This is a genomic window from Polynucleobacter sp. AP-Ainpum-60-G11, from assembly GCF_018688375.1.
In the GTDB taxonomy this organism is placed as follows: Bacteria; Pseudomonadota; Gammaproteobacteria; order Burkholderiales; family Burkholderiaceae; genus Polynucleobacter.
Window position 1 is genome coordinate 454,160 of the sequence record NZ_CP061318.1, and the last position, 23,483, is coordinate 477,642.

The window sequence follows — 23,483 nt, forward strand, 5'->3', positions numbered from 1 at the left end:
CCTTATGTCTGCAATTGAGCTGCTACTTCGTCTAGCCAAAATCCGCGAGGATCAAGCGATGGCACGTGCAAAAAGGGCAGCTGGCCAGGTTAATCAAACAAAAGCCTTTAAAAATCAAGTGCTTGAGTATGCCAAGGACTATGAAGTGCAGATGATTGCCGGTGGCAATCAAAGTGTTTCAGTGGCATTCATACAGGATGCCAATGCCTTCAGGGAAAAGCTGATTCAGAGCTCAATTGAGATGGATGGGCAGATTCAAGGGCTATCTAGGGCCTCGGAAGACACGCTTAAGACTGCCACAGAGGCCAGAATGCGCACCCGTGGATTGACTAAATTAGTTGATAAAAAGAAGCTGGAAGCCAGAAAGAAGAAGGCTAAGGCGGAAATGAACCTCTTTGAAGACAACTACGCCGCGAGGGCTTTTGCCAATTCTGGCACGAAAGATGCATAGTAAGTAGTGTTCCTTTTGGAGAGGCTATGCCAACAGTAAGTCAAATTCGAATGCAAGCAGCAGCCAGTGGCGTAAATGCCGCAGGTAGCAAGTCGGGCTCAACGCCTGGCGGCTCTGCTATGCCTGTAGGATTTGAAGCCTTCTTGTCAGCGCTAGATCGCTCTACAGCTTCTCGTCGTGAGGCCCAGCTAACTTCTGGCCAATCTACTACTTCAGGCGCTTTTGCTATGCAAAATTTGCCTACTATGGGTGCTAAACAGCCTGGGGCTGCAAAAAATACTGATCCAGTCGATCTGTTAATGGCAGAAATAGCCGCACAGGGCTTGCTCAATGTTGCTTTTCAAAACCCAAGCCAAGTAAATCAGACGAATGGTGCTACAAATACTGATGCAGCTACTGATATTCAGAGTTTGCTGAGCAGTCTTAATACGCAACAAAATCAATCCATATTGGGATTGGCAAACGGGCAACAGCTCGATGCAAAACAAACAGCCTTGATTAGCCAGGCACTTTCCAAAGCAATGAAAGCTTCTGGTCAGGGCGCGGAAGTTGCTATGCAAGGTCAAGCAGCTTCCCTGCTACAAGCATTGCAACAACAGTCCTTGGGTCAGCAAAATACCCAAACTCCAGCCCAAATTGCTAGCGCTATTCAAAGCCTGGCTCAGAAAAATGGCATTACTCTGCCTCCTGAGATTCAGACTCAATTGACGAACCTCATTAATAAGGGTTCTGAAACAGGCTCGATTAAGCTTTTGGGAGTAGAGGGAGCTGGACAGCAAACCTCTGCAGTAGTGGTTGAGCAGGCCGGTGTAGTTGATCCCACCAAGGCAACTACGATTCAAAATGTAACTGATCCTAAGGCTCCTAACGTATTGACAAGCGCTGGCGACAAGCTAGCCAAGTCTAAGACTTTGGACGCCAACTTAACTTCAGGTAATTTAAGTGATAAAGGTCAGCTCGCTAAAGGCGGTGCACCATTGATGAGTGCAAGTGCTGTGGACGCCAAGGGCGCAGTAGAAGCCCAAAGCTTGTCCCATACCGAGAAGCAAGAATTTAAAGAGACTTTAAATTTAAGCGAAATTACTGCAAGTAACGGCAATTTAGCTAGATTAGATGCTCAAAATGTAGGCAATCAACAGAAGATCGAGTTGAAGGCCTCAGAAGTTTCCCTAGCCTCAGGACCTCTGCATGAGCAGGTCATGAGCGCAGCTAAGTCGGGTGGCGGTCGGATTATGTTGGAATTGACCCCTCCAGAGCAAGGAACCATTCGTATTGACCTTCGAATTGACCAAACCGGACGTGCTCACCTCATCGTTGAGGGTGCCAGTGATGCTACAAAATCACGCCTTGATCAAGGTGGCCAAAACCTGAAAAATGAATTTGCTCAAATGGGCTTGAATTTATCGCTCGATTTAAGGCAGGGTGGTCAATCTCAGCAAGCTCGAGAGCAAGGTTTTGGCGGTTCTCGACAAGGTTTTTACAACAGTCAGTCTACGATTTCTCAAAGCTCAAATACAACATTAGCCATCGGTTCTGTCAGATCAGGTGATAATAGGGGAAATAGCGATACAGTCCACCTGTATGCTTGATATTATTGAGTAAAGAGGAATACAGCGATGGCTGAAGAAGAGCGTATTGAACCGACTTTAGATCCGAATGCAGCAGCACCTGCTGCAGCTGCTTCAGGCCCTCCCGCACATGATGACGGTGCCGCAGAAACAGAAAAGCCTAAAAGCAAAAAAACACTTTTTATCATTATTGGTTTAGTGGTTGTGATTGCTGGCGCTGTAGGCGGATACATGTACATGCAGCACGCTGCTGAAGCTAAGCGGCACCAGGAAGCAGAAGAAAAGCGTCCTGAGAATATCCTGAAAAAACAGTTGATGGAGCGTAAAGAAAATGCGCCTCCAATCTATATTCCGCTTGAAGAGATGGTGGTCAATCTTCCTGGTCGTGGTGGCGAACATTATTTGCAAGCAAAGATTGTTCTGAGAACAAATGATTCCGCTACAGAGGGCAAGATTAAGAATTTCATGCCGGTGATTCGGGACAAGATCATTACTGTTCTGTCCTCACGTCAAATGCAAGAGTTGGCTACGGTAGAAGGCAAGGTCATGATGGCGCGAGAAATTGCCTTAGTGATCAACTCCATCATTGCGCCACAGCTAACTGCGATTTATATTTTGCAACAACAGCCAGGTACTGCTGATATGCAAAATTTAGAGCGCATTGGTGCAGTTCCAAAAGAGACATCTTCCGGTCAAAAAATTACCGGCGAAGCTGCAAGAGCGGCTGCTGAATTCTGGAATGTCACTGAAATGGATTTGCCAGTGCAAGCTGTGTTGTTCAGTTCTTTTGTGATGCAGTAATCGACCACTTTAGAAAGTCCACTTAGGAAAACATGGCGGCAGAGGAAATCAATGTCGAAATGAACATTGACGCTGAAGATCAGCGTGCAATGTTTGATAAATCGAAGATCATTGCTCGGCGCCGCATGCCGACTTTGGAGTTGATTCACGAACGTTTTAGTCGTGCAGTCCGACTCACACTCTTCAACATGATTCGTGCGCCGATTGAAGTGCAGATGCATCTTCCGGTGGTCAAGAGTTATCAAAAATTCGTAGATGAGTTTCCAGAGCGTACTAATATTAATATCGTTGGTATCCGCCCGCTTCGTGGTGTGGGTTGCTGGATTGTCGATCCAGGTGTCGTGTATATCGCGATTGACAATATGTTTGGTGGCGAAGGACGTCTAGCTCCACGCCTCAACTTGCGTGAATACACCGCCACAGAATTGCGCATTATTCGCCGCTTAGTTGACGCCTTTCTCAGTGAGTACGAGAAAGCGTGGAAATCTGTCTATGAGATTAAGTTTGACTTCATGAGGCAGGAAACAAACTTTGGTTTTGCCAAGATCACCTCTCCAGGTGAAATGGTGCTGCATTCCAAATTCACTATTGAGATTAATGGCCGACCAGGCGATATCGATTTGTGTATTCCATTCTGGGTCTTAGAGCCGGTTAAAAGTATTCTGTACAACAATATGCAGGGCTTTGCGACCGAGCCTGACCAGCATTGGACTGATTTGTTAAATGATCAAGTTCATGAGGCGCCAGTTACTGCTGTAGCAGTACTAGCTCGCAAGCAAATGTTGCTCCGTGAAATCACCTCACTCTCGGTTGGGGACATTATTCCGATTGAGATTAATGATCCTGTGACCGTTTATGTAGATGGTTTGCCGGTGATTAAAGGGCAATATGGTACGAAAGATGGTCGCTATTCGGTAAAGGTCGGCACGATTCAACATCCTGCGGAATTCTTGAAGAGCCCTCTAGAGAGTGCGCGCCTTGGACCAAGTATGATGCGCAGTGCTGAAAAAGGGGAGCTTTATGAGCAACTGCCAGAAGCCGCCCAAAGTCATGTTGTTGCGCCGGAAAGTCCAGACGCAAGCGATACAATTAGCGCAGTGGCTGATGGTTTAGTGCCTGATGGTCAATGATGCACAAAGAAAGCAGAGAATAGGGAATCACCATGGCTGAAAACGATAACGATTTAGCAAAATCGATGACTAGTGCAGATGTATCTGGTTCATTGAGAAAAGCCACCTTTAATAATCTAGAGGAAGGTGCTAGAACGAACCCAGACTTCAACGAAATTGACTTGGTAATGGATGTGCCAGTTCAAGTCACTGTTGAGTTGGGTCGCGCCAAAATGCAAATTCGCAATCTGCTGAACTTGACCTATGGCTCTGTGATTGAATTGGATATTCTGGCTGGTGAGCCACTTGAAGTCGTTGTTAATGGATGCTTGGTTGCTCAGGGCGAAGTAGTGATTGTGAACGACCGTTATGGTATTCGCTTGACTGATATCGTTACTCCAGCAGAGCGTCTGCGTAAAATTAATCGTTAATTGACATGGGCTCCTCAGTCGGAGGTATGTTGCTCTTTTCATTTATCTGGCTTGCACTTGCAGCTGCTCTGATTTGGGTTGTTGCATTTTTAGTAAAACGTGACTCTGCGATGCGCGCTAGCAACCCACATGTGATGATCTTGGCTCAACAAGCATTGGGCCCTCGCGAACGAGTAATTGTCCTTAATGTCTTAAATCGTATCTTGGTTGTGGGGCACACTCCCAGTCAAATTACTCTCCTGACTGAGCTTGATCCCGAGGATGTTGCTAATTTGAAGCCGCAAGCGGCGAGCACAGATTTTGCAAATAATTTGCGCCAGTTTGTGAAAAGAAAATTAGGATGAAACGCAAAATATTCTGGTACTCATTTGGAATTACAGCCCTGATTGGGCTGTTTCCATTAGTTGCCTGGAGTCAATCTTTGCCTTTAGTGACTGCTAAGGCGGGTGGCGGCGGCACCATGTATGCAGTGCCAGTAGAAACCATCATTGCACTAACGGCCTTAAGCTTTTTGCCGGCTGCTTTGGTTCTGATGACCAGCTTCACGCGCATCTTGATTGTCTTTTCCCTATTGCGTCAGGCTCTGGGTTTGACAACCATGCCGCCCAATATTGTGTTGATCGGTCTTTCATTTTTCTTGACGCTGTTCATCATGAATCCCGTCTTGGACTCCATTTATAAGAGTGCTTACCAGCCCTATGCTGCTGGCAAGATGGGCTTTCCTCAGGCGGTAGAGGTGGGCGCTAAACCCTTAAAAGAATTCATGCTCAAGCAAACCCGTCGAGATGATCTCAACCTCTTTGCAAAAATGTATGGTCAAGAAATTGCTACTCGCGAGGATGTGCCGTTTACTGTTTTAATTCCAGCGTTCGCCATCTCCGAAATCAAGACAGGCTTTCTCATTGGCTTCGTGATTTACTTACCATTCTTGGTGATTGACTTCGCTGTCGCCAGTATTTTGACCTCGCTTGGTATGGTGATGGTTTCGCCCATGATGTTTTCATTGCCACTAAAGTTAATTGTGTTTGCCTTGGCTGACGGGTGGGCGCTTCTGTCTACCTCGCTTGTACAAAGTTACATTAATTAGTTCTCATGGAAAGCGGAGTCATTATCGATTTGGTGTACCAAGCCTTGAGAATGGCTGCGGTATTGGCGGGTCCGATATTGATGGCCTTGCTAGTAGTGGGTTTAGTAATTGGTATTTTGCAAGCCGCTACTTCTGTTAATGAATCGACCGTTGCCTTTGTTCCTAAATTGATTGTCTTCGGTGTGGTCATCATGTTGATTGGACCGGTCACCTTAGTCTTATTCACTGATTACATTAAAGAGCTCTTTGCTCGTATCCCTGGTTTGGTGAACTAATTTATGTTGACCATTTCAGGTCTTCAGATTGAGCAGTACATGGCAATCTTTATGTTTGCTTCAATGCGAGTGTTTGGTCTTTTCCTCACCACGCCACTATTTGCCTTTCGAGCACTCCCAATGCAGTTTCGTTTATTGGTGGCACTCTCGTTTGCTGCCTATATGATGCCCGTGATTTCTTCCGAGTTAATTCCTAATCCGGGCAGCATTACTTTCCTTGCCTCAGTGATCGAGTTATGTATCGGGGCATTTATGGGCTTTGTGATTCGCGTAGGTTTCATGGTGATTGATATTGCTGCTGAAGTTTTATCCTTTCAGGCAGGCTTTAGTTTTGCTTCCACTGCATTTCGAGATCCGGCTTTAGATTCTGGTTTAGTGGGTCAATTCTTGGGATTAACTGCGATCGCTTTGGCTTTTTCCCTCAACATTCATCTGGTCCTGATTGAAATCATTTTGAGTAGCTTTAAAACAATCCCGGTTGGAGTTTGGCCTGATGCATGGTCATCCAAGGGGGTGCTAGAGTTAATTGCTGCCTCATTTCGTTTGGGATTAATTTTGTCCATGCCTATACTGCTCGTGTATATGATGTTTAATTTAACGCAGGCATTTTTAGGTAGAACCAGTCCGCAGATGAACTTATTCTCGGTGGGCTTTGCCGTCAGTATCCCTTTGGCATTCTTAGTTATATTTATGATTCTTCCTGATTTACAAATTGTTTTGGAGCGCTCCCTTGAAAACCCACTGCAACTTATTCGCCAAGGCGTGGAGATACCAAATGCAAGATAAATTTTTAATCCAGTCTGCGCTGACCTTGTCGCTATTGATCCTTGGTTCCACTAGCTTTGCGCAATCATGGCCTGGTGGCCCAGCTACGCCAGAAAGCGGTACCAATCAAACCCTATCTACACAAGATAAGGCTACTATTTCTCAGAATTCTCTAGACCAAGCCCAAGTCGGCCCGGATGATTGTGAGGCGAAGTTTCCTTTCCCCTCCTCAACAAAGCGTGATCCCTATGCTGAAAATGGTCCTGAGGTTTGCAAAAAATTGCAGATTCGCGGACAAAGAATGCAGTGCGAGGTAGATTCGCTCTTATTGGAAAAACCGACTAGCTCCACCACTGGTTCCAAGATTGAATTGGCTGCTTGGGCTCGTTGCAATAGCAAGGTGGCATCTCTGCTAATTGAAGGCTATTACTTACCTGCCAGTGAAATTGAGCGTCGCCTTCAAATCTGTAGCGCGAACTTTTATGCTGATCCTGGAAAAATGCCAAAGTTGGGTTGGTACCAACGTTTTCTGAAGTGGGCAACTAGCAATGATTTAACCCCACCCCCTACAGATGCGGCGCTTGAAGTGGCGTTGAGGCAATCTACCCCACTAGAGAACCACCAGGATGCTGCTGGACTGATGAAATGTGAGTGGATGTTTTCCAGAAGTAGGTCGCCAATGATTGATGTTCTTCCAGGAGGCAGTCTGGCTGATGCATCGAATGCTCCCCCAGTTGCACCAGTGAAAAAGACGACTCCTAAGCGTCCAGCACCCAAAACACCACCGCAGGGTTCCACAAAGCTTTGATTTATAAAACAATATAAACATCATAACTAAAATATCCGTAATCGATACCATGAATAAAAATACTAAACTTTCTCTCTCTTTGCTCGCTATTTTGCTGACATCTTTGATGAGTAATGGCGGTTTTGCAAATGATTCACATGCTCCTGCCCCTACGGCAAGTGCTGATAAGCCAAAAGCTTCAGCCGCAAACACAACATCGGGAGCTGGTGACGATGACATGAGCAAGGTATTACTTAATAAGATTAATAAAGGCTCTGGGGATATCGTGATTCGCACAGGCGACCTTCCTAGCGGCACGGCTGCTGTTGAAGCAAAGTCTGAAAGTAAACCAAAGGCGACTAAGGCAGCCGCTAAAGTAGTTGAAGTGGACCATCATGACGTGCATTGGTCTTACGTTGACGGCCCTGGAGGTCCAGAAAACTGGGGTAACTTAAGTAAAGATAATTTGGCTTGTTTAAAAGGCAAAACCCAATCACCTATCAATATCAATGTCGATAGGGCTGTTAAAGCAGAGCTCACCCCCTTAGAGTTTCTATACAGACCCTCCCAGCTTTCTATCGTAGATAACGGCCATACAGTCCAGGTGAACTATGGAGAGGGTAGCAATTTAATTGCCGATGGCCGTCAATATAGATTGGTTCAATTTCACTTTCATAAGCCTAGTGAAGAGGCGGTTAATGGCGAGCGTACCGATATGGTGGCCCATTTAGTGCACCAGCACTACGATGGCAGCTTGGCAGTGGTCGGTGTATTGATGACTACAAAACCACCGGCAGCCAATAGAAAGTCCTGGTGGGGTAGTGAAGAAGTGAAGGGTAATGGGCTAATTCAGACTCTTTGGAATAACGTTCCACTTATCAAAGGCAAGTCAGAAGCCCCAGGAGTCATCATTGATGTGAACCAGATTCTGCCAGCTGATAAGAGCTATTTCACCTACATGGGTTCGCTCACAACACCACCTTGCAGCGAGAATGTATTGTGGTTTGTGATGAAAAACCCAATTTACGTTAGCGAAGAGCAGGTCAAAAACTTCGATCGAATTTATCCGATGAATGCCCGTCCATTGCAGCCAAAGGGTGATCGCTTGGTTAAAGAGACAAAAGCCAACTAAATCTTGGCTTATTGGCAAAAGCTGCCAATAGGATCGCTAAGTTTAGCGATAAGTCGGCAATTTTTGCCGCTTTTTAGAAAAAACCCCAGTTTTTGGGGTTTTCTTCATTTCAGAGTGATCTTTGTCCATCAAGTCGGCGATAAAGTAGTTGGCTTAAAAAGTTAGCATTTACTAATTTTAATCTCCATATAAAACTGGCACGGTCCTTGCATATTCATATGTGAGGATTTTCCCCTCAGGATTTGTATTCCCTTAACGGGTGGAGAGTAAATGAACGCTGTACCGAAATACGACCCTTTAACTTTCGGCGAAAACGCACTAAAACTGCGTACCTATCGCCAGCAAGTGCTTGGGAACAATTTGGCAAACTCCGATACTCCTGGCTATAAAGCCAGAGATATCCGCTTTGCTGACGTATTGAAGGCGCAGTTAGATGGCAAAACATCCTCTAGCGCTATTGGAATGGCAACAACGCATTCAGCTCACATTCCTGGCAAGGTGCCGCAAGAAGATCCGCGCTTGCTCTATCGCATCCCAAATCAGCCGTCGATGGATGGCAATACGGTTGATGCTGACGTTGAGCTTACAGAATTTACAAAGAATTCAGTATTTACTGAGTCAGCACTGAATATGTTGGGTAGCACTATTCGTGGTCGTATGTCTGCTATTACAGGTCAACCTTCATGAGTTTATTAGGCGCATTTAATATCGGCTCGACTGGCCTCACAGCTCAGGCAATGCGCTTGAATGTGACTGCATCGAATATTGCGAATGCTGAAAGCGTCTCTGGACCTGATGGACGCCCATATCGCGCTAGACAGGTGGAATTTACAGCGATCACGAAGCCAGGGTCTCCTGGATCGGGGGTTGAGGTAAGTAAGGTATTAGAAAGCGATGCTCCATTAAGAATGGAATATCGCCCCGGCCATCCAAAGGCAAATGCTGCTGGTTATGTAGAGATGCCCAACGTCAATCCAGTAGAAGAAATGGTGAACATGATTTCTGCATCACGTTCATATCAAATGAATGTGGAAGCAATGAACGTATCTAGGCAGTTGATGTTGAAGACCCTTGATTTAGGTAAGTAATTAAAAGAGAGCATGCGTAAAGCATAAGAGGAAACTATGGCAATCACTAATCCAATGAGCGGCATTCGTACTTATGATCCAACTACGGCTAATAAGCCGGCTGATGCTGCAGCTACATCTTCAACAGGTGGCACTGCCGCTGAGCAAACTCAGAACTTTCTTAAGTTATTGATTGCACAGATTCAGAATCAAGATCCAATGTCCCCAATGGATGCATCCACCATGACTGCGCAAATGTCGCAGCTCAACATGGTGAGCAGCATGGGCAATATGAATACTTCCATGACAGCCATGCTTGCACAAATGCAAAGCGTGAATTTCATGAACCAAGCTGCGTTGATTGGCCATAGCCCAGCGGTCGCTGGTAACGGTATTGCTTTTGATGGCACCAACCAAGTTATGTTGGGTGCTAATGCAGAAAATCCATTGAAGTCGGTTGTTGCAACTATTACTGACGCTGCCGGTAACGTTGTTAATAGCGTTGATTTAGGCAACATCAATGCTGGTATGAGTAACTTTATTTGGAATGGTCAGGATGCTGACGGCAACACAGTCGAGGCTGGAATGTACTACCTCAGCTTGGCTGGAACAAATTCAGCCGACGCGAGTGAGAATCCAACGGCATATGTTGCATCAGCAGTTGCTTCTGTAACTAAGGGTGCTAATGGTGACGCAATTTTGAATTTATTGGATGGAAGAACAATTAATTCTTCCGAAGTACAGCAGTGGATCAGCTAAGAAAAACGCAAGAAAAAATAAATAGTAGACAACAAACAAAAGTAAGCAAGATAAACAAAGTAAAGCAGAGATAAAAGGAAGAAAAATGGGATACGGAATCGGATTATCAGGATTAAAGTCAGCCTCCGAGGCAATTGACGTTACCAGTAATAACATCTCAAACGCACAGACCGTTGGATATAAGTCTGGCGAGTACGTATTCTCTGATCAATTTTTCAGAGCGCAGGATCCGCAATCTGTAGACCGTGCTGGTATGGGTGCATATCGTATGGCCATCCGCCGTACTGGTAGTTACGGAACAGTTGTGAATTCCCAAAATCCTTTGGATATGGCCATTACTGGCCCTGGTATGTTCATGATGGCAAAAACTGTTGATGGAACAGTGCCAACAGAAAACCCAACTAAATTCCAGTATTCACGTAACGGCCAGTTTGCAGTTGACAATCAAAACCGCATCGTCAATGAAAATGGCATGTATCTCGTTGGATATCCTGCAGATTCATCTGGAACAATTATCTCAAGCGCTAAATCAGTATTGATTCTTGATCGCACTCCTTTGGCGCAGCAGCCAACCAGAAATTCAAATCTGGAATTAAATCTAGATAATCGTGTTGATCCAAAAACTGGTAACGTGTTTTCACCAACTGATCCGACAACTTACAGCCAAGCGACATCACAGACAATCTATGACGATAAAGGCTTTGCGCATACTTTATCTATGTTCTATAAAAAAGTAAGCTCTCAGGACTTAACTATTAGCGCTGATGAAGTTGGAACTGCAGCAGGTAGCACATTTAACTTCAGCCCTACTCAGACCATTGATCCAGACATTGCATCTGTTGATTCATACAATAGGCCGCCTGGCGAGCAATTTAATAAAATTTCTTCTACAGCAGTTGCCTTGGGAACTGGTGCCGCGAGTACTGAGTCAATTTATGAGGCAACACTAACTCCAATGAGTGGTGCGGCAAATACCGTGGGTACGGTATATAACTTACGTTTAAGGGATGGCACGAATCTCACTCTTACTCAGACCGTAGCCGGAACAAGCTTAGTTAAAGCAGAGTACACCGTCAACGTAGATCGATTCGAAGTATTTGCAACGGTGGATGGAAATCCTGTTACCCCAGATGCAAGTATCACGACACCAACTCCTCCTTCAAGGACTGCCGGCGCCGCAGCGGTTACAGAATCGAATTCAGTAGTGTTCCCAGCACTGACGACTGGTGAAACATTCACCATGGCTGGCCTAACATTTACCTCTGGAACGGGAACGACTTCAGCGCAACTTGCTGCAGCTTTTGCCAGCATTACGCCTGGAGAGGGTTTCGCAACAGTTAATTCAAATAATTCACTAACAACACCATTAACTGTAGGTGCATTTACAGCTGGTACTGTAGCGGGGTGGTCCAGTGGAGCGAGAACAGGCTCTACAGTAGTATTTACAAGTAGTACTGCGTATACCTCTGTTTCAGATTTAGTAAGTACAGGTACTCGCGCTACATTACCAACTATAACCACAACAGAGGGTGTAGCAGCATCAGCATCCATGGTGTTTAATGCTTTAGCAGCCGGCCAAAAATTAACTATGGCAGGCCTAACATTTACTGCTGGAACATCTGGAGCTACAGCGGCTCAAGTTGCAGCTGCATTTGCAAGCATTACTGCGGGTCAGGCATATACAACAGTTAATACCAATAATTCATTAACCGGGGCTTCTACAGGTGGTGTGTTTACATCAGGTGCCGCTGCCGAATGGTCTACGGGAACTGCCACAGCAGCAACTGTAGTCTTTACCTGCACAGCTGGAAAATCTGGAGTCACTGGTTTAACTAGTGTTTTGGATCCTGTCGTTGGTGGAATAGCTGACGCGAGTGTATTGATTGAGGGTTCACCAGTAGCTGAGCAGCAATCGCTTGGGGTAATGGGCTTTATTGCTGGAAAAAACATAGACTCATTATCAAAGGACTCATTTGGTAACCCACAATTCGCAACACGATTTAATATTGATGCATCACGTGGCGAGGGGTCAGAATATGGTCAGACCCTAAATGGTGGTGGTATTCAGCTAACCATTGAGGCAAATGGAAGTACCGGCTATTCATCTGCAGCGCAAACTTATACCAATACTCAAGATGGATCAGCAACTTCCCAGTTAGCCTCATATAACGTTGACTCAAGCGGTCGGTTGGTGGCTCAGTATGACAATGGAAGCTCGGTTGTTAAAGGTCAATTGATTCTGGCCTACTTCAATAACCTAGAGGGGTTGATTCCAAATGGAAATAATACTTATGAAGCTTCTTCAGCTTCAGGTGAGCCATTATTGAGCTTCCCAGGTGATGGAACTTTGGGTGCGATTCGCTCGAAAGCAGTTGAGCAATCAAACGTTGATCTTACAGAAGAATTGGTGAAGTTGATGGTATTGCAGCGTCAATATTCCGCTGTATCACAAGCTACTAAAGTAATGGCGGCTACCTTGATTGATGATGCTATCAACATCGGTCGTTAATAGAAGGTAATCGACCAATCACATGATCAATCGTTACGCATACACCTCGATGACCGGAGCAACTGCATCTACGCAGCAGTTGGCAGTGACTTCGAATAATTTGGCAAATTCATTAACGCCAGGTTTTCGTGAGGTGATTAGTGCATTTCGCGCGGTGCCGCTAAAGGGTGACGGCGTGCCCTTTACAGGCAATGGTGCTGATACGCGCGTGTTTTCGGTTGAGACAACGCCCAGTAGTAATTTCACACAAGGCCAGTTACAAACAACCGGCAACGCTTTGGATGTGGCAATTAAAGGTGATGGTATGTTCACTGTTCGTCGCCCAGATGGCCAAGAAGCCTACACCAGGGCTGGTAAGTTCATGGTCAATGAGCAGGGTATGTTGATGATTGGTAAAGACATACCAGTGGTCGGTGCTGGTGGAACTATCACGATTCCGATTGGAGCAACTGTTCAAATTGCTGAAGATGGTGCTGTGTATACCCAGTTACCTGGAACCCAGTTCTTAAATCAAGCGGGAAAACTCAAGCTAGTTAATCCAAACACTAATGACCTGGTTCGAGCAGCTGACGGCTTATTTGATCTTCCCGGTCAACAGGCTGCAGCAGATCCGCTAGTCAGGGTTGTGCAAGGCGCATTCGAAATGAGTAATAACAATCCGACTTTGGCAATGGTGCAAATGATTGATCAGAGTCGTATGTTTGATTTAAATAGTCGTTCAATTACTTTCGCAGATCAAAACGCAAGATCGGCAACAACCTTGCTATCGCTTTCTAGAGCTTAATCAACATTAAATAACAAGAGAAAAAACAATGTTACGTTCCTTATGGATAGCAAAAACAGGTATGGACTCTCAGCAGTTCAACCTGGACGTTATTACCAATAACTTAGCAAACTCATCGACTACCGCTTTTAAGCGTGTGCAGCCGATGTTTCAGGATTTGCTCTACACCACATTGCGTTCTGCAGGTTCTGCATCCAATGCACAAAATCTCTTACCAACTGGTTTACAGATCGGTGCTGGTGCTGCGGTTACCTCAACAGAGCGAAACAATATTCAAGGTGGATTAATCCAAACTGGTAACCAGTTGGATGTAGCTATTCAGGGCAATGGATTCTTTCAAATCCAGTTAGCAGATGGCACATTGGCTTACACCCGAAATGGTCAGTTTAGTAAGAGCGCAACCGGTCAGATTGTGACGATGCAGGGTAACGTGGTTGCGGGTGGCGGAGTGATACCGGCCAATGCAACATCAATCACAATTAACCAAGCTGGTTTAGTTCAGTACACATTGCAGGGTAATACCAATGCAATTCAAGCCGGTCAGTTGACTATGGCTAACTTCATTAATCCAGCCGGTTTACAGGCTCTGGGCGGTGGTAACTTTATTCCTACGCCTGCATCAGGAACTGCACAAAATAATATTGCTGGATCAAATGGTATGGGTACAACAAACCAATACTACATCGAGCAATCTAACGTAAACGTTGCTGAAGAATTGGTCAATTTGATTGCAGCGCAACGTGCCTATGAAATTAATACACGTGCAGTAACGGCATCTGATCAGATTTTGCAACGCGTAAGTAATATGGGTCAGTAATGATGAAATTATTTAGAGCCTATCGCGGACTTTCAATTTCAGTATTGAGTGCCATTATTTTGGGTGGTTGCGCAAGTGCTGATCGTCCATCACTACTGACAACACCATCTTCTGCAAGGCCAAGACCCATTCAAGAAACATCAGCTAATATGGGCAGCCTTTATCCAGCAAACTCTGGTGGGCCTTATGTCAATGCGGTGAGTCATCGCCCTCTATTTGAAGACCGTCGTGCTCGCAATGTGGGTGACACATTAACTGTTGTATTGAATGAGACAACCAGTGCTGCGAAGAATTCTGGAATGTCAGCTGCACGTAAAGCAAATGCGAGCTCACAGTTTGGTAATACTGGAACAACTCCATTTGGACCCTATACCAGCGTTGCCAACATCGCTAACTTTGGAGGTTCTGGAGATCTCAAGAGCGAGGGCACAGGTGCTAGTGCAGCGAGTAATACATTCGCGGGCACCATTACGGTTACTGTTGTTGAGATTTTGTCTAACGGTAACTTAGTCGTTGCTGGTGAGAAGCAAGTTGCCGTGAGTAACGAAGAAGAAATTATCCGTTTTGGCGGTGTAGTAAACCCCAATACATTGGTCTTTAATCAAGTGTCTTCACAGCAAGTTGCTGATGCGCGTATTGAATACCGTGGACGTGGTGCAACTGATGATACTCAAGGTACTGGTTGGTTTACAAGGTTGATGTTAAAACTCGCGCCATTCTGATGATGAAAAGAACAATGACCCTGAGCAATCTTAAAAAGCAAGCGCTAGCATTGCTATGCATTGGAGCTATGTCTACTAACTGCTTTGCGGATCGCATTAAAGATTTTGCTGATATTGCTGGCCAACGTTCGAACCAATTAGTAGGTTACGGTTTGGTTGTTGGTTTGGATGGTACTGGTGACCAAACAACACAGACCCCATTTACATTACAGAGCGTCTTGCAAATGATTGGTGTTTTGGGCGTAACCATTCCTCAGGGCGGTGGTCAAACTCAGCTACGTAATACTGCTGCTGTCATGGTGACTGCAGATTTTCCAGCGCTGGCACGTCCAGGTCAGCAAATTGATGTGACAGTTTCATCCCTAGGTAATGCAACCAGCCTTAAGGGCGGTACTTTGGTAATGACCCCGTTAAAAGCTGCAGATGGTCAGGTTTATGCTCAAGGTCAGGGAAATATTGTGATTGGTGGTGCAAGAGCTGCCACTGGCGGAGCTGCAACATCAGTAAACCACTTGAACGCAGGTCGCATCCCATCGGGCGGTTTGATTGAAAAAGCCGTACCTTCACTGCTTGCAGATGAATTCTTACAAATCGACTTACATCGCGCTGACTTTGCTTTAATGCAAAAAACTACCGAGGCCATTGGCAGAAGATTTGGTTTAGGTACTGCGCTGCCAGTAGATGCAAGATCATTGAATGTCCGCGTTCCTGTGGAGCCATTGCGCAGAACAGCATTTATGGCCGCTCTACAAGATTTAGATGTGCAAATGGTAAGTGGTCCTGCTAGAGTGATTTTGAATTCACGCTCTGGATCAGTGGTGATGAATCAAGCGGTCCAGTTATCGCCATCAGCTGTAGCCCATGGCAACCTGACCGTAAAAGTACAACAGAGCCCAACAATTAGTCAGCCATTACCATTTAGTCGTGGGCAGACGGCAGTTGCCTCGCAAGATACTGCGACGATTAGCGATAGTGGAAAAGAAAATAGCTTGATTTCTGTGCCACCAGGAGCATCCTTGGATCAGGTTGTAAAAGCACTCAATATGCTTGGTGCAACGCCTCAGGATCTGATTTCCATCTTGCAATCATTGAAGTCTGCAGGTGCCCTGAGGGCGGAGTTAGAGGTCATCTAATGAGCGCTATTAACGCCATCACGCCATCGATCGATCAGGGTAGTGCGAGGATTATTGCCAATGGCAATTCCACACCAGCAATGGCCACTAATGAGGAAAAGCTCAAAAAAGCAGCTCAAGGTTTTGAGCGTACATTAATACGTCAAATGCTAAGCACCGTGCGCAATACGAATTTGCGAGGGGCTGAAGAGCAAAGTAGCGCCTCAAAGTCCTATCTCGAGATCATGGACGATCACATGGCTGACATGCTGTCTAAGGGTCAGGGAATGGGTTTTGGCACCAAAATGGCTGAGCAACTCATTCAGCAGGCTAATGCTGGAAAGCTAATCGGAAACGGCGAAATAGCCGTTAAACCATTAAATGCACCAAGAGAAACGCCAGTCTCCGCAGAAACTCTCAAGTCACTCCAGAGGCCAGATGGCTTTCTTGGCGCACCTAAATAAGTAAAGGCTCAATATGGGAATCTATTCCTTAACCGATTCAGCAATGGCTGGCTTGAATATTGCTCAAGCGGGAATTTTGACGACTTCACAAAACGTAGCTGGTACCAGCGTTGAGGGTTACTCACGCCGTAATGCCAATGTCATCATGGATTCATTAGCGCCAAATTCATTGATGCTCAATGGGTCGAGCTTTGCAGTTGAGGGTTTTACACGTCACTACTCATCCCTCATTGGTTCGCAACTTTTAATTCAGCAATCTAAATCAAGCTATTCAGATACATTGGTTCAGTATACGAATTCAGTGGACAGTTTGGTTGCTGATAAATCAACAGGCCTAAATACCGCTATTAGTAATTTCTTTAATGCGATGGGTGCTTACGCAGCAGACCCAACGAATAAAGCGATGGCCGGTGCTATTACAGGCACTGCAAAAGAGGTGGCTCAGCGCATGACGGGTATGAGCACTTTAGTGAATCAGATTCAGAGTGACGCGCGAACTGCGCTGACTGATACGGTTGCTCAAGTAAATACCATTTTGCCGGCACTAGCGGGGATTAACCAAAAAATTGTTGATGGCAATAGCCCTGGCGTTAGTGCACCTTCAGCGGATCTATTAGATGAGCGCGATCGCTTATTAAGCCAATTGCAGCAGTTAGTTGGTGGTCAAAGCTTAATCAATTCTGATGGCACAGCAACACAGTTAGTAGCTGGCATGCCACTGGTTGAAAGGGCTATAGCAAATAAGGTCACTATTAATGCGGACCAAGAGCATGTTGCCTTAACTTTTAATTTGCAAAATGGGCCAACTAAAGGCGTACTTACCACTGTTCAAACTTTAGATGGTGGTCAGGCTGGCGCCTTGCTCGAGCTCAGTAATAACTTTGTACCTACAGTGCAAAAACGTCTCGATACGATTGCCATGGGATTGGTTAAGGTCGCCAATAGTGCGGCTCAAACAAGTTCAGGCTTGGCTACTAATTTGGCAATCTTTGGATTTAAAGTTGCAGATAAAACCTATTCAAGTTTGGCGACCAATGATCTATCTGGAAATTTGCCAACGATTGAAAGCGAAAATGATTTATTAGATCTCTATAGCAGTCTAGGTAATGCCATATCTTCCAACAGTGCAGTAAAAGTTGGAACTAGTGTTGGCGCATATACGAGTATTAGTTCCTTAACGGCAGGAACCAATACTTTGGCTGGTGATTACACGTTAACCAAGGTAGGTACAAACCAGCTCAACATTTCCAATAGTTCCGGTAAGAATCAAACGGTTTCTTTGATCACCAGTGTTTCAGGTGGCCTTCAGACAGTTGATTTCAATCAATTGGGCATCACATTGCAGCTAGAAAACTCTAGTTCAGCCTTGAGCGCGGTCAGCTCTAGTAGTGTTATTAAAGATGGGGCTGCACTTGGGGCACAGACAATTTCCAATATGGCAGTGGAAAATAATGTCCAATCTGGTACTTACACATTTAGCTCAAGTGGGGATGAGGTTACTTTGACTAGTAGCAATGGCGGTAGTCAAACTATTACCGTTTCTGCTGGCTCAGTCGCTGGTCAAACCTTAAACTTTGATCAGATGGGCATATCATTTAAGGTAGCTGGTTCAGCAGCTGAAACCGCTAACACGATTGCATCAAACCTCAATACCAACACAATTACTTTAGTAAATGCCGAGGACTCACAAGCCGCCATTGCTGCAGCTTTAGATGGCCTGAAAGTGAAGGTCAGCGGCATGAGCAATCCTTTGGTGAATTATGGTTTTAGTGCTGCTAACTTTATCTCTCTAGCGCCTACTAATTTTGCTAGTTATTACAATGGCAACACACCACTGATTACTTCTGAGAAAGCGAATGCTACTCAGCAGATGAGCGTTGTATTTGGTAGCTCGATCTCCAATTTAGTAAATGAAGTTGGCGTTCAAGTTGCAACTTGGAAGAATGGTCAAAAAGCAGATACAGTGGTGCTTGCCAATTTAAAGGCTCAAAGAGACTCTGTATCTGGTGTGAACTTGGATGAAGAGGCTGCTAATTTATTGAAATACCAGCAGCTATACACCGCCTCAACGAAAGTGCTGCAGGCAGGCAATCAAATGTTCTCAACCCTTTTATCCATCATGAACTAAGGAGATAGGTAATGACAGTTCGATTTAGTTCAAATCAAGTTTTAGATTCTGGTGTGCAGGGCATGGATAACGCTTTAGCGGATGCTATGTCATGGAACCGGAAGGTGACCACTGGTAAGCAGTATGCCCAAGCCTCTGATAATGCTTACGCAGTTTCCAGGGGTGTGCGCTTGGATTTTGATATTTCACGCCTAGATATGTTCAAGGCTAATCAAAATTTTGTAGCTAGCTCTCATGCCAATGCCCAAACGCAAATGGATAGCTTGGTGAATGAAATGAATAGCTTAAAGCAGCTACATGTTCAATCACAGAGTGGCGCTTTAAATCCAACCAATTACAAGGCCTTAAAAGTCCAGGCTGAGCAGATTTTGATTGCCATGAAGCAGCAAATGACGGCAAAAGACGGAACTGGCAACCCGATTTTTGGGGATACCGTGAATCAAGTCCAGATTGAGCCTAATGTCATGGTTGAGTCTGGGGTTAAATTTACCGATGCATTTGGGTCGGACGGGGATTTAGCCCACCCTGAAAATAGCCAGATGTACCTCAATATTCAGAAATTTGTCACTTATTTGGACGAAAAAGCCCAAAATACAGGTTTCACGACTCAAACAGCAGATCAGGTGTCAGCGGGCCTAAATACCTCGTTTGATCAGTTGACCATGGCCGAGCAGCGTAGCGGTGGGATAGCTGCCCAGGTCGATAATGCCAAATCAGCCATGTCGGCATTTGGGGTTCAAATGGCGGCCGCTCAGTCCGCACTTTTAGATACTGACATGGCAGCAGCCACAGCGTCTTATACTAGAGCCCAAACCTTGTTAAACGCTGCCCAGGCAATGTTTGCTAGACTGCAACAAAGTAACTTATTTTCAAAACTATAAAACTGAGTAAATAGAAGTATGAATATACCTATAGGGTGGATTATTGCGCTAGCTTGTGCCCTAGGAGGCTATGCTTTGCATGGCGGTCATATTATGGTTTTATGGCAGCCGACTGAGGTTCTGACTATTGTGGGTGCTGCTGTAGGGACGATGATTGCTTCCAACAGCATGATTAACCTGAAGAAGACTTTTGCAGCGCTGGGCGGAGCTTTTAAGGGTAAGACCAATATCAAACAAATGCACTTAGATTTACTGTGCCTTATGTTTGAAATCCTTCAGAAAATTAAGCGCGACGGTTTGATGTCTCTTGAAGGTGATATTGAAGAGCCAGAAGCTAGCCCGCTATTTGAAAAATATCCTCTGATCATGAAAGACCACCACTTGGTGGACTTTATTACTGATTACCTACGCATGATGCTAGGCGGATCTTTAGATGTGATCCAAATTGAAAGCTTGATGGAGCAAGAGCTAGATGTTCACCATCAAGAAACGCATATTCCGGTAGCGTCAGTAACCAACGTTGGTGACGGTTTGCCAGCGTTCGGTATTGTGGCGGCGGTTATGGGTGTTGTGCACACCATGGGCTCCATTGGTTTGCCACCAGCTGAACTTGGTAAGTTGATTGGTGCAGCGTTGGTTGGTACCTTCTTAGGTATTTTGTTGGCATACGCGATTGTTTCTCCAGTAGCTAAAGTGCTTGAGCAAAATGCAGAAGCAGATACTCGTGCTTATATGGCTGTTAAGGCAATCTTGATTGCTAGCTTGAATAATTTCCCTCCTGCAGCAGCTGTGGAGTTTGGCCGTAAAGTACTCTTTAGCTACCAGCGTCCAACATTTGCTGAGCTTGATGAGGGTACCAAAGCAGTTAAAGGGAAATAAGCAGTATGGCTAAGAACGACGCGCCGATTATTGTCATTAAGCGCGTTAAGAAGGGTGGACACGGACATCACGGTGGCGCCTGGAAAATTGCATACGCTGACTTCGTAACGGCCATGATGGCCTTCTTCTTGTTGATGTGGGTGCTAGGCTCCACAACAGCAGGAGATCTCGCTGGTATTTCCTCTTATTTTCAAAACCCATTAAGAGTATCGCTATCTGGTGGCCAAGGTTCCGGCGATGCCACTCGCATCATCAAAGGTGGTGGCGACAATATCTCAAAAACAGTAGGCGAGGAGTCCCGCGCAGATGCTGATACTGAACAGCGCCGTATTAGCGATTCTTCAGTTACTGACGTAGAAAATGCTCGTAAAGATAAGACTAAAAATGAGCTAGTCAAAGAAGATATCCAGAAGAAAATTGAAGCTGATCCTGAGTTAAAAAATTCAAAAGGTCAGGTCTTTATGGATATTAATGCCGAAGGCTTGCGTATTCAGGTAGTGGATGAAAAAGGTAAACCTTTGTTTAGTAGTGGTGGCTCTGTGCCAAGCGTCTCCGCACGAAGATTATTGCGCATCATTGGTAAATCATTAAAAGAAACTCCTAACCCAATTCGTATTGAAGGTCACACCGACGCTGCTAAATATGGCAATGGTGAAACAGGCTACACAAACTGGGAGCTTTCAACTGAGCGCGCCAACGTTGCCCGTCGAGAGTTGATTGCTGGTGGTTTGGACCCTGTTCATGTAGCTCAAGTGATTGGTTTTGCTAACACAGTACCCTTGAATCCTGAAGACTTAAGTGATCCATTGAACCGCCGTATTTCGATCACGGTGTTAAATAAGAAGCCTAAGCAGGAAGATAAGCCCGTTGTAAGGCCAGTTGAGAAGGTGCCTGACACCTTACCAAAGGGAGCTCAAGAGATTCCACCAAACCTGCGTGCTCCAGCCCAATTCTTGTCGAAAGATAATGCTCCAAAATCCCCTGCAATGGAGATACCTTCTAAGCTAACCCCATCTTCGGATAAGACGGCGAGGTAAGGCCTTGTTTAGAGCTTATGGCCTAGCCCTCCTCCTTGTGGCCTCGATTGGCAATTGTGTATACGCATCGGATGCCAAGACCCCTGCTGTTGATGCCCCTTCAAAACCCCAAAAGTCAGCTCAAGCAAATGCAGGCTCTGAGCCCTTTGTAGGCCCTGCAAGTGAAGCTAGAAAGCTATACAGACGTTACAAACGCGCTCACGATAAAACGGTAGTGGCGATTGCTTGTGTGCGTGATCCAAAGTGTATTGAGCCTGAGGATGAGGTTCTTCGCCATAGCAAAGAGGCTTTAAATATTTTAAATAAGCTGGATGCTCTAGCTGCAGAGGGTGATATTCAGGCGAATTACTATCGAGGTTTAATTGCCTATGAGCGTGGAAGATATTACGATGCCCAGGCAGAAATCATTACCCATCCAGACTTTATTTTGACGGCAACGGTATACCGACGTTATGCCAAAGAGCAGTTTCTGATTGCGGAAAAATACTTGAGCGTTCCCGCTAAGGCAATGAACCCCTTCGCTTGTCGTTATATGGGTGATATTTATAGCTCAACTATTTTGGGTTCGCCACGTAAAGATAAGGCAACTAATTACTATTATTCTGCTGCAATTGGATTTTTAGATCAGGGCAATAAGGTGGATGGCGCCAAAATGTATACCGCCATGAAGGAAAATGCAAACCCTGCGGACTCCCGTATTGTTCAAGTCTATGCCAAGTTGCATAATGAAGAGCCTATTGCAAGCTGGAGAAAATTGCCCAATGATGTTGTGCAAAAATCGCCATCTAAAAAATCACAAGAACATTAAATTGGTATTTAACGGAGACCAACGGTCATGAACGAAAAAATTGAACTACTCATGAGATTGCTTAAAAAAATGCTCTTATGGTTTGTTTTCCCATTGGCTTTACTAATCTTCGTTTTTATTCTGGGTGAACAGTTTGAGGTCGGCAGATTATCTGCAATCGCTAGCTGCGAAGGCAGTATGAATAATGCAGCATGTATTCGCAGTAAGGGATATTTAGCTAGCTCCCCTTACTATCCTGATTTAGCGCGTCGTTATTTCGCTTCTTATGCTCGCATGATTGGCGGAGACTTGGGAGCGAGCTATCGTGTAGAGCCTCAGTTACCAGCCTTAAACATCAATAAAGCTGCTGACGGCAATCCCGATGAGGATCCAGAAGATGCTGAGGATCCAAAAGCGACCCCTACCAAAGATAAGCTGCCGCCTGCCAAGAAGTAAGCGACAGAAAGATCTAGGGCTTAGAGATGGGCAATATTCAATGGCATTCGATCACTCGTTTGCCATTGTTGCTTTTAGTGAGCGTCTTTCTACTGGCTTGCTCTGATTACCAGCGGGCCCGTTCTGCTTATGAAGCTGGTGAGTACACCAAAGCATTTCAGATTTTTGAGCGTTTATCTCAAGCGGGGGATAACCAAGCCCAATATGATTTATCCCAAATGTATTTGCAGGGTATCGGCACACCCAAAAACATAGAGCAGGGGTGGGTCTGGATGAATCGTGCAGCCGAGCAAGGCAACATTCAAGCGATGCTGGAGTTAGGGGTTCGCTATCAGGCTAGTGCCAGCTTGGAAAATGGTCAGGAAATGGCCTTTCTGTGGTTCCAAAAAGCGGCCAAGGCCGGCAGTCCTGTTGGTCAGTACAACCTAGCCCATTTTTATGAATCAGGAAAGCAAGTCCCCGTTGATCTAGTCAAAGCCTATGTCTGGATGACGCTATCCAATAAGGGTGGAAACCCTGCTGCAGCCGCAGAAATGAAGGCTATTAAAGCTAGACTCTCGCCAGAAGAGCTGGTCAGCGCAGATCAAATGATCCAGGAAATCAAAAAGACCTTGCCATAAGCTTCTCGGGCGCGAGGCTAAATCGTTTATCCTCAAACTTCAACGAGTGCCTAGA

Annotated in this window: 27 protein-coding genes; all 27 read left to right on the top strand. The window is 45.4% G+C overall.

From position 1 onward, the window contains the following. The first annotated feature begins 4 nt into the window (after positions 1–4). The 27 genes from FD971_RS02380 to FD971_RS02510 all read left to right on the top strand — a co-directional run bounded on the left by FD971_RS02380 (position 5) and on the right by FD971_RS02510 (position 23,428). On the top strand, positions 5–451 hold the full coding sequence (locus tag FD971_RS02380) for a flagellar export protein FliJ (RefSeq protein WP_215334527.1): 447 nt from the start codon (positions 5–7) through the stop codon (positions 449–451). A 26-nt stretch (positions 452–477) separates the two neighbouring features. Further along, on the top strand, positions 478–2,040 hold the full coding sequence (locus tag FD971_RS02385; protein ID WP_215334528.1) for a flagellar hook-length control protein FliK: 1,563 nt from the start codon (positions 478–480) through the stop codon (positions 2,038–2,040). A gap of 27 nt (positions 2,041–2,067) precedes the next feature. Then, on the top strand, positions 2,068–2,820 hold the full coding sequence (gene fliL, locus FD971_RS02390) for a flagellar basal body-associated protein FliL (RefSeq protein WP_215334529.1): 753 nt from the start codon (positions 2,068–2,070) through the stop codon (positions 2,818–2,820). A 32-nt stretch (positions 2,821–2,852) separates the two neighbouring features. Then, entirely contained in the window at positions 2,853–3,950 is a 1,098-nt protein-coding gene (gene fliM / locus FD971_RS02395) for a flagellar motor switch protein FliM (protein WP_215334530.1), read from the top strand. 32 nt (positions 3,951–3,982) lie between these two features. Next, entirely contained in the window at positions 3,983–4,360 is a 378-nt protein-coding gene (gene fliN / locus FD971_RS02400; protein ID WP_215302791.1) for a flagellar motor switch protein FliN, read from the top strand. A gap of 5 nt (positions 4,361–4,365) precedes the next feature. Further along, positions 4,366–4,704 (top strand): flagellar biosynthetic protein FliO, encoded by a 339-nt coding sequence (gene fliO / locus FD971_RS02405; protein ID WP_215334531.1) that lies wholly within the window; start codon positions 4,366–4,368, stop codon positions 4,702–4,704. Continuing rightward, the gene (gene fliP / locus FD971_RS02410) at positions 4,701–5,447 is read left to right on the top strand and encodes a flagellar type III secretion system pore protein FliP (RefSeq protein ID WP_215334532.1); all 747 of its coding nucleotides are present in this window, start codon (positions 4,701–4,703) and stop codon (positions 5,445–5,447) included. The genes fliO and fliP overlap by 4 nt, the downstream gene beginning before the upstream one ends. Before the next feature lie 5 nt (positions 5,448–5,452). Then, on the top strand, positions 5,453–5,722 hold the full coding sequence (locus tag FD971_RS02415) for a flagellar biosynthetic protein FliQ (protein ID WP_215334533.1): 270 nt from the start codon (positions 5,453–5,455) through the stop codon (positions 5,720–5,722). Between the two features lie 3 nt (positions 5,723–5,725). Continuing rightward, a complete protein-coding gene (locus FD971_RS02420) occupies positions 5,726–6,508 on the top strand; it encodes a flagellar biosynthetic protein FliR (protein WP_215334534.1) in 783 nt (260 codons plus the stop codon). After that, on the top strand, positions 6,498–7,295 hold the full coding sequence (locus FD971_RS02425) for a hypothetical protein (RefSeq protein ID WP_215334535.1): 798 nt from the start codon (positions 6,498–6,500) through the stop codon (positions 7,293–7,295). Before FD971_RS02420 ends, FD971_RS02425 begins: the two co-directional genes overlap by 11 nt. 49 nt (positions 7,296–7,344) lie before the next feature. Then, positions 7,345–8,406, top strand: coding sequence for a carbonic anhydrase (locus tag FD971_RS02430; RefSeq protein WP_215334536.1), 1,062 nt, complete (start codon positions 7,345–7,347; stop codon positions 8,404–8,406). 270 nt (positions 8,407–8,676) lie between these two features. Further along, positions 8,677–9,093, top strand: coding sequence for a flagellar basal body rod protein FlgB (flgB, locus tag FD971_RS02435; RefSeq protein ID WP_215334537.1), 417 nt, complete (start codon positions 8,677–8,679; stop codon positions 9,091–9,093). Further along, on the top strand, positions 9,090–9,494 hold the full coding sequence (gene flgC / locus FD971_RS02440) for a flagellar basal body rod protein FlgC (RefSeq protein WP_215302813.1): 405 nt from the start codon (positions 9,090–9,092) through the stop codon (positions 9,492–9,494). The genes flgB and flgC overlap by 4 nt, the downstream gene beginning before the upstream one ends. Positions 9,495–9,530: 36 nt before the next feature. Then, entirely contained in the window at positions 9,531–10,232 is a 702-nt protein-coding gene (locus tag FD971_RS02445) for a flagellar hook capping FlgD N-terminal domain-containing protein (RefSeq protein ID WP_215334538.1), read from the top strand. Between the two features lie 85 nt (positions 10,233–10,317). Continuing rightward, complete coding sequence (locus FD971_RS02450) at positions 10,318–12,741, top strand: flagellar hook-basal body complex protein (protein ID WP_215334539.1); 2,424 nt, start codon at positions 10,318–10,320, stop codon at positions 12,739–12,741. Positions 12,742–12,763: 22 nt separating this feature from the next. Continuing rightward, on the top strand, positions 12,764–13,525 hold the full coding sequence (locus FD971_RS02455; RefSeq protein WP_215334540.1) for a flagellar basal body rod protein FlgF: 762 nt from the start codon (positions 12,764–12,766) through the stop codon (positions 13,523–13,525). 28 nt (positions 13,526–13,553) lie between these two features. Continuing rightward, complete coding sequence (gene flgG, locus FD971_RS02460; protein WP_215334541.1) at positions 13,554–14,342, top strand: flagellar basal-body rod protein FlgG; 789 nt, start codon at positions 13,554–13,556, stop codon at positions 14,340–14,342. Beyond that, positions 14,342–15,064: a flagellar basal body L-ring protein FlgH gene (locus tag FD971_RS02465; RefSeq protein WP_215334542.1), complete on the top strand. Its 723-nt coding sequence runs from the start codon at positions 14,342–14,344 to the stop codon at positions 15,062–15,064. The genes flgG and FD971_RS02465 overlap by 1 nt, the downstream gene beginning before the upstream one ends. Before the next feature lie 68 nt (positions 15,065–15,132). Beyond that, entirely contained in the window at positions 15,133–16,197 is a 1,065-nt protein-coding gene (locus FD971_RS02470; RefSeq protein WP_251368663.1) for a flagellar basal body P-ring protein FlgI, read from the top strand. Continuing rightward, entirely contained in the window at positions 16,197–16,640 is a 444-nt protein-coding gene (locus FD971_RS02475) for a hypothetical protein (RefSeq protein WP_215334544.1), read from the top strand. The genes FD971_RS02470 and FD971_RS02475 overlap by 1 nt, the downstream gene beginning before the upstream one ends. A 13-nt stretch (positions 16,641–16,653) precedes the next feature. Beyond that, the gene (locus FD971_RS02480) at positions 16,654–18,768 is read left to right on the top strand and encodes a flagellar basal body rod C-terminal domain-containing protein (RefSeq protein ID WP_215334545.1); all 2,115 of its coding nucleotides are present in this window, start codon (positions 16,654–16,656) and stop codon (positions 18,766–18,768) included. Positions 18,769–18,779: 11 nt separating this feature from the next. Then, positions 18,780–19,649, top strand: coding sequence for a flagellin (locus FD971_RS02485; RefSeq protein WP_215334546.1), 870 nt, complete (start codon positions 18,780–18,782; stop codon positions 19,647–19,649). Positions 19,650–19,667: 18 nt separating this feature from the next. Continuing rightward, entirely contained in the window at positions 19,668–20,528 is an 861-nt protein-coding gene (gene motA / locus FD971_RS02490; protein ID WP_215334547.1) for a flagellar motor stator protein MotA, read from the top strand. 5 nt (positions 20,529–20,533) lie between these two features. Next, on the top strand, positions 20,534–21,565 hold the full coding sequence (gene motB, locus FD971_RS02495) for a flagellar motor protein MotB (RefSeq protein ID WP_215334548.1): 1,032 nt from the start codon (positions 20,534–20,536) through the stop codon (positions 21,563–21,565). 4 nt (positions 21,566–21,569) lie between these two features. Continuing rightward, positions 21,570–22,373 (top strand): hypothetical protein, encoded by an 804-nt coding sequence (locus FD971_RS02500; RefSeq protein WP_215334549.1) that lies wholly within the window; start codon positions 21,570–21,572, stop codon positions 22,371–22,373. A 27-nt stretch (positions 22,374–22,400) separates the two neighbouring features. After that, positions 22,401–22,808, top strand: a complete 408-nt coding sequence (locus FD971_RS02505) for a hypothetical protein (RefSeq protein ID WP_215334550.1) — start codon at positions 22,401–22,403, stop codon at positions 22,806–22,808. A 26-nt stretch (positions 22,809–22,834) separates the two neighbouring features. After that, positions 22,835–23,428: a tetratricopeptide repeat protein gene (locus FD971_RS02510; RefSeq protein WP_215334551.1), complete on the top strand. Its 594-nt coding sequence runs from the start codon at positions 22,835–22,837 to the stop codon at positions 23,426–23,428. The last annotated feature ends 55 nt before the right edge of the window (positions 23,429–23,483 follow it).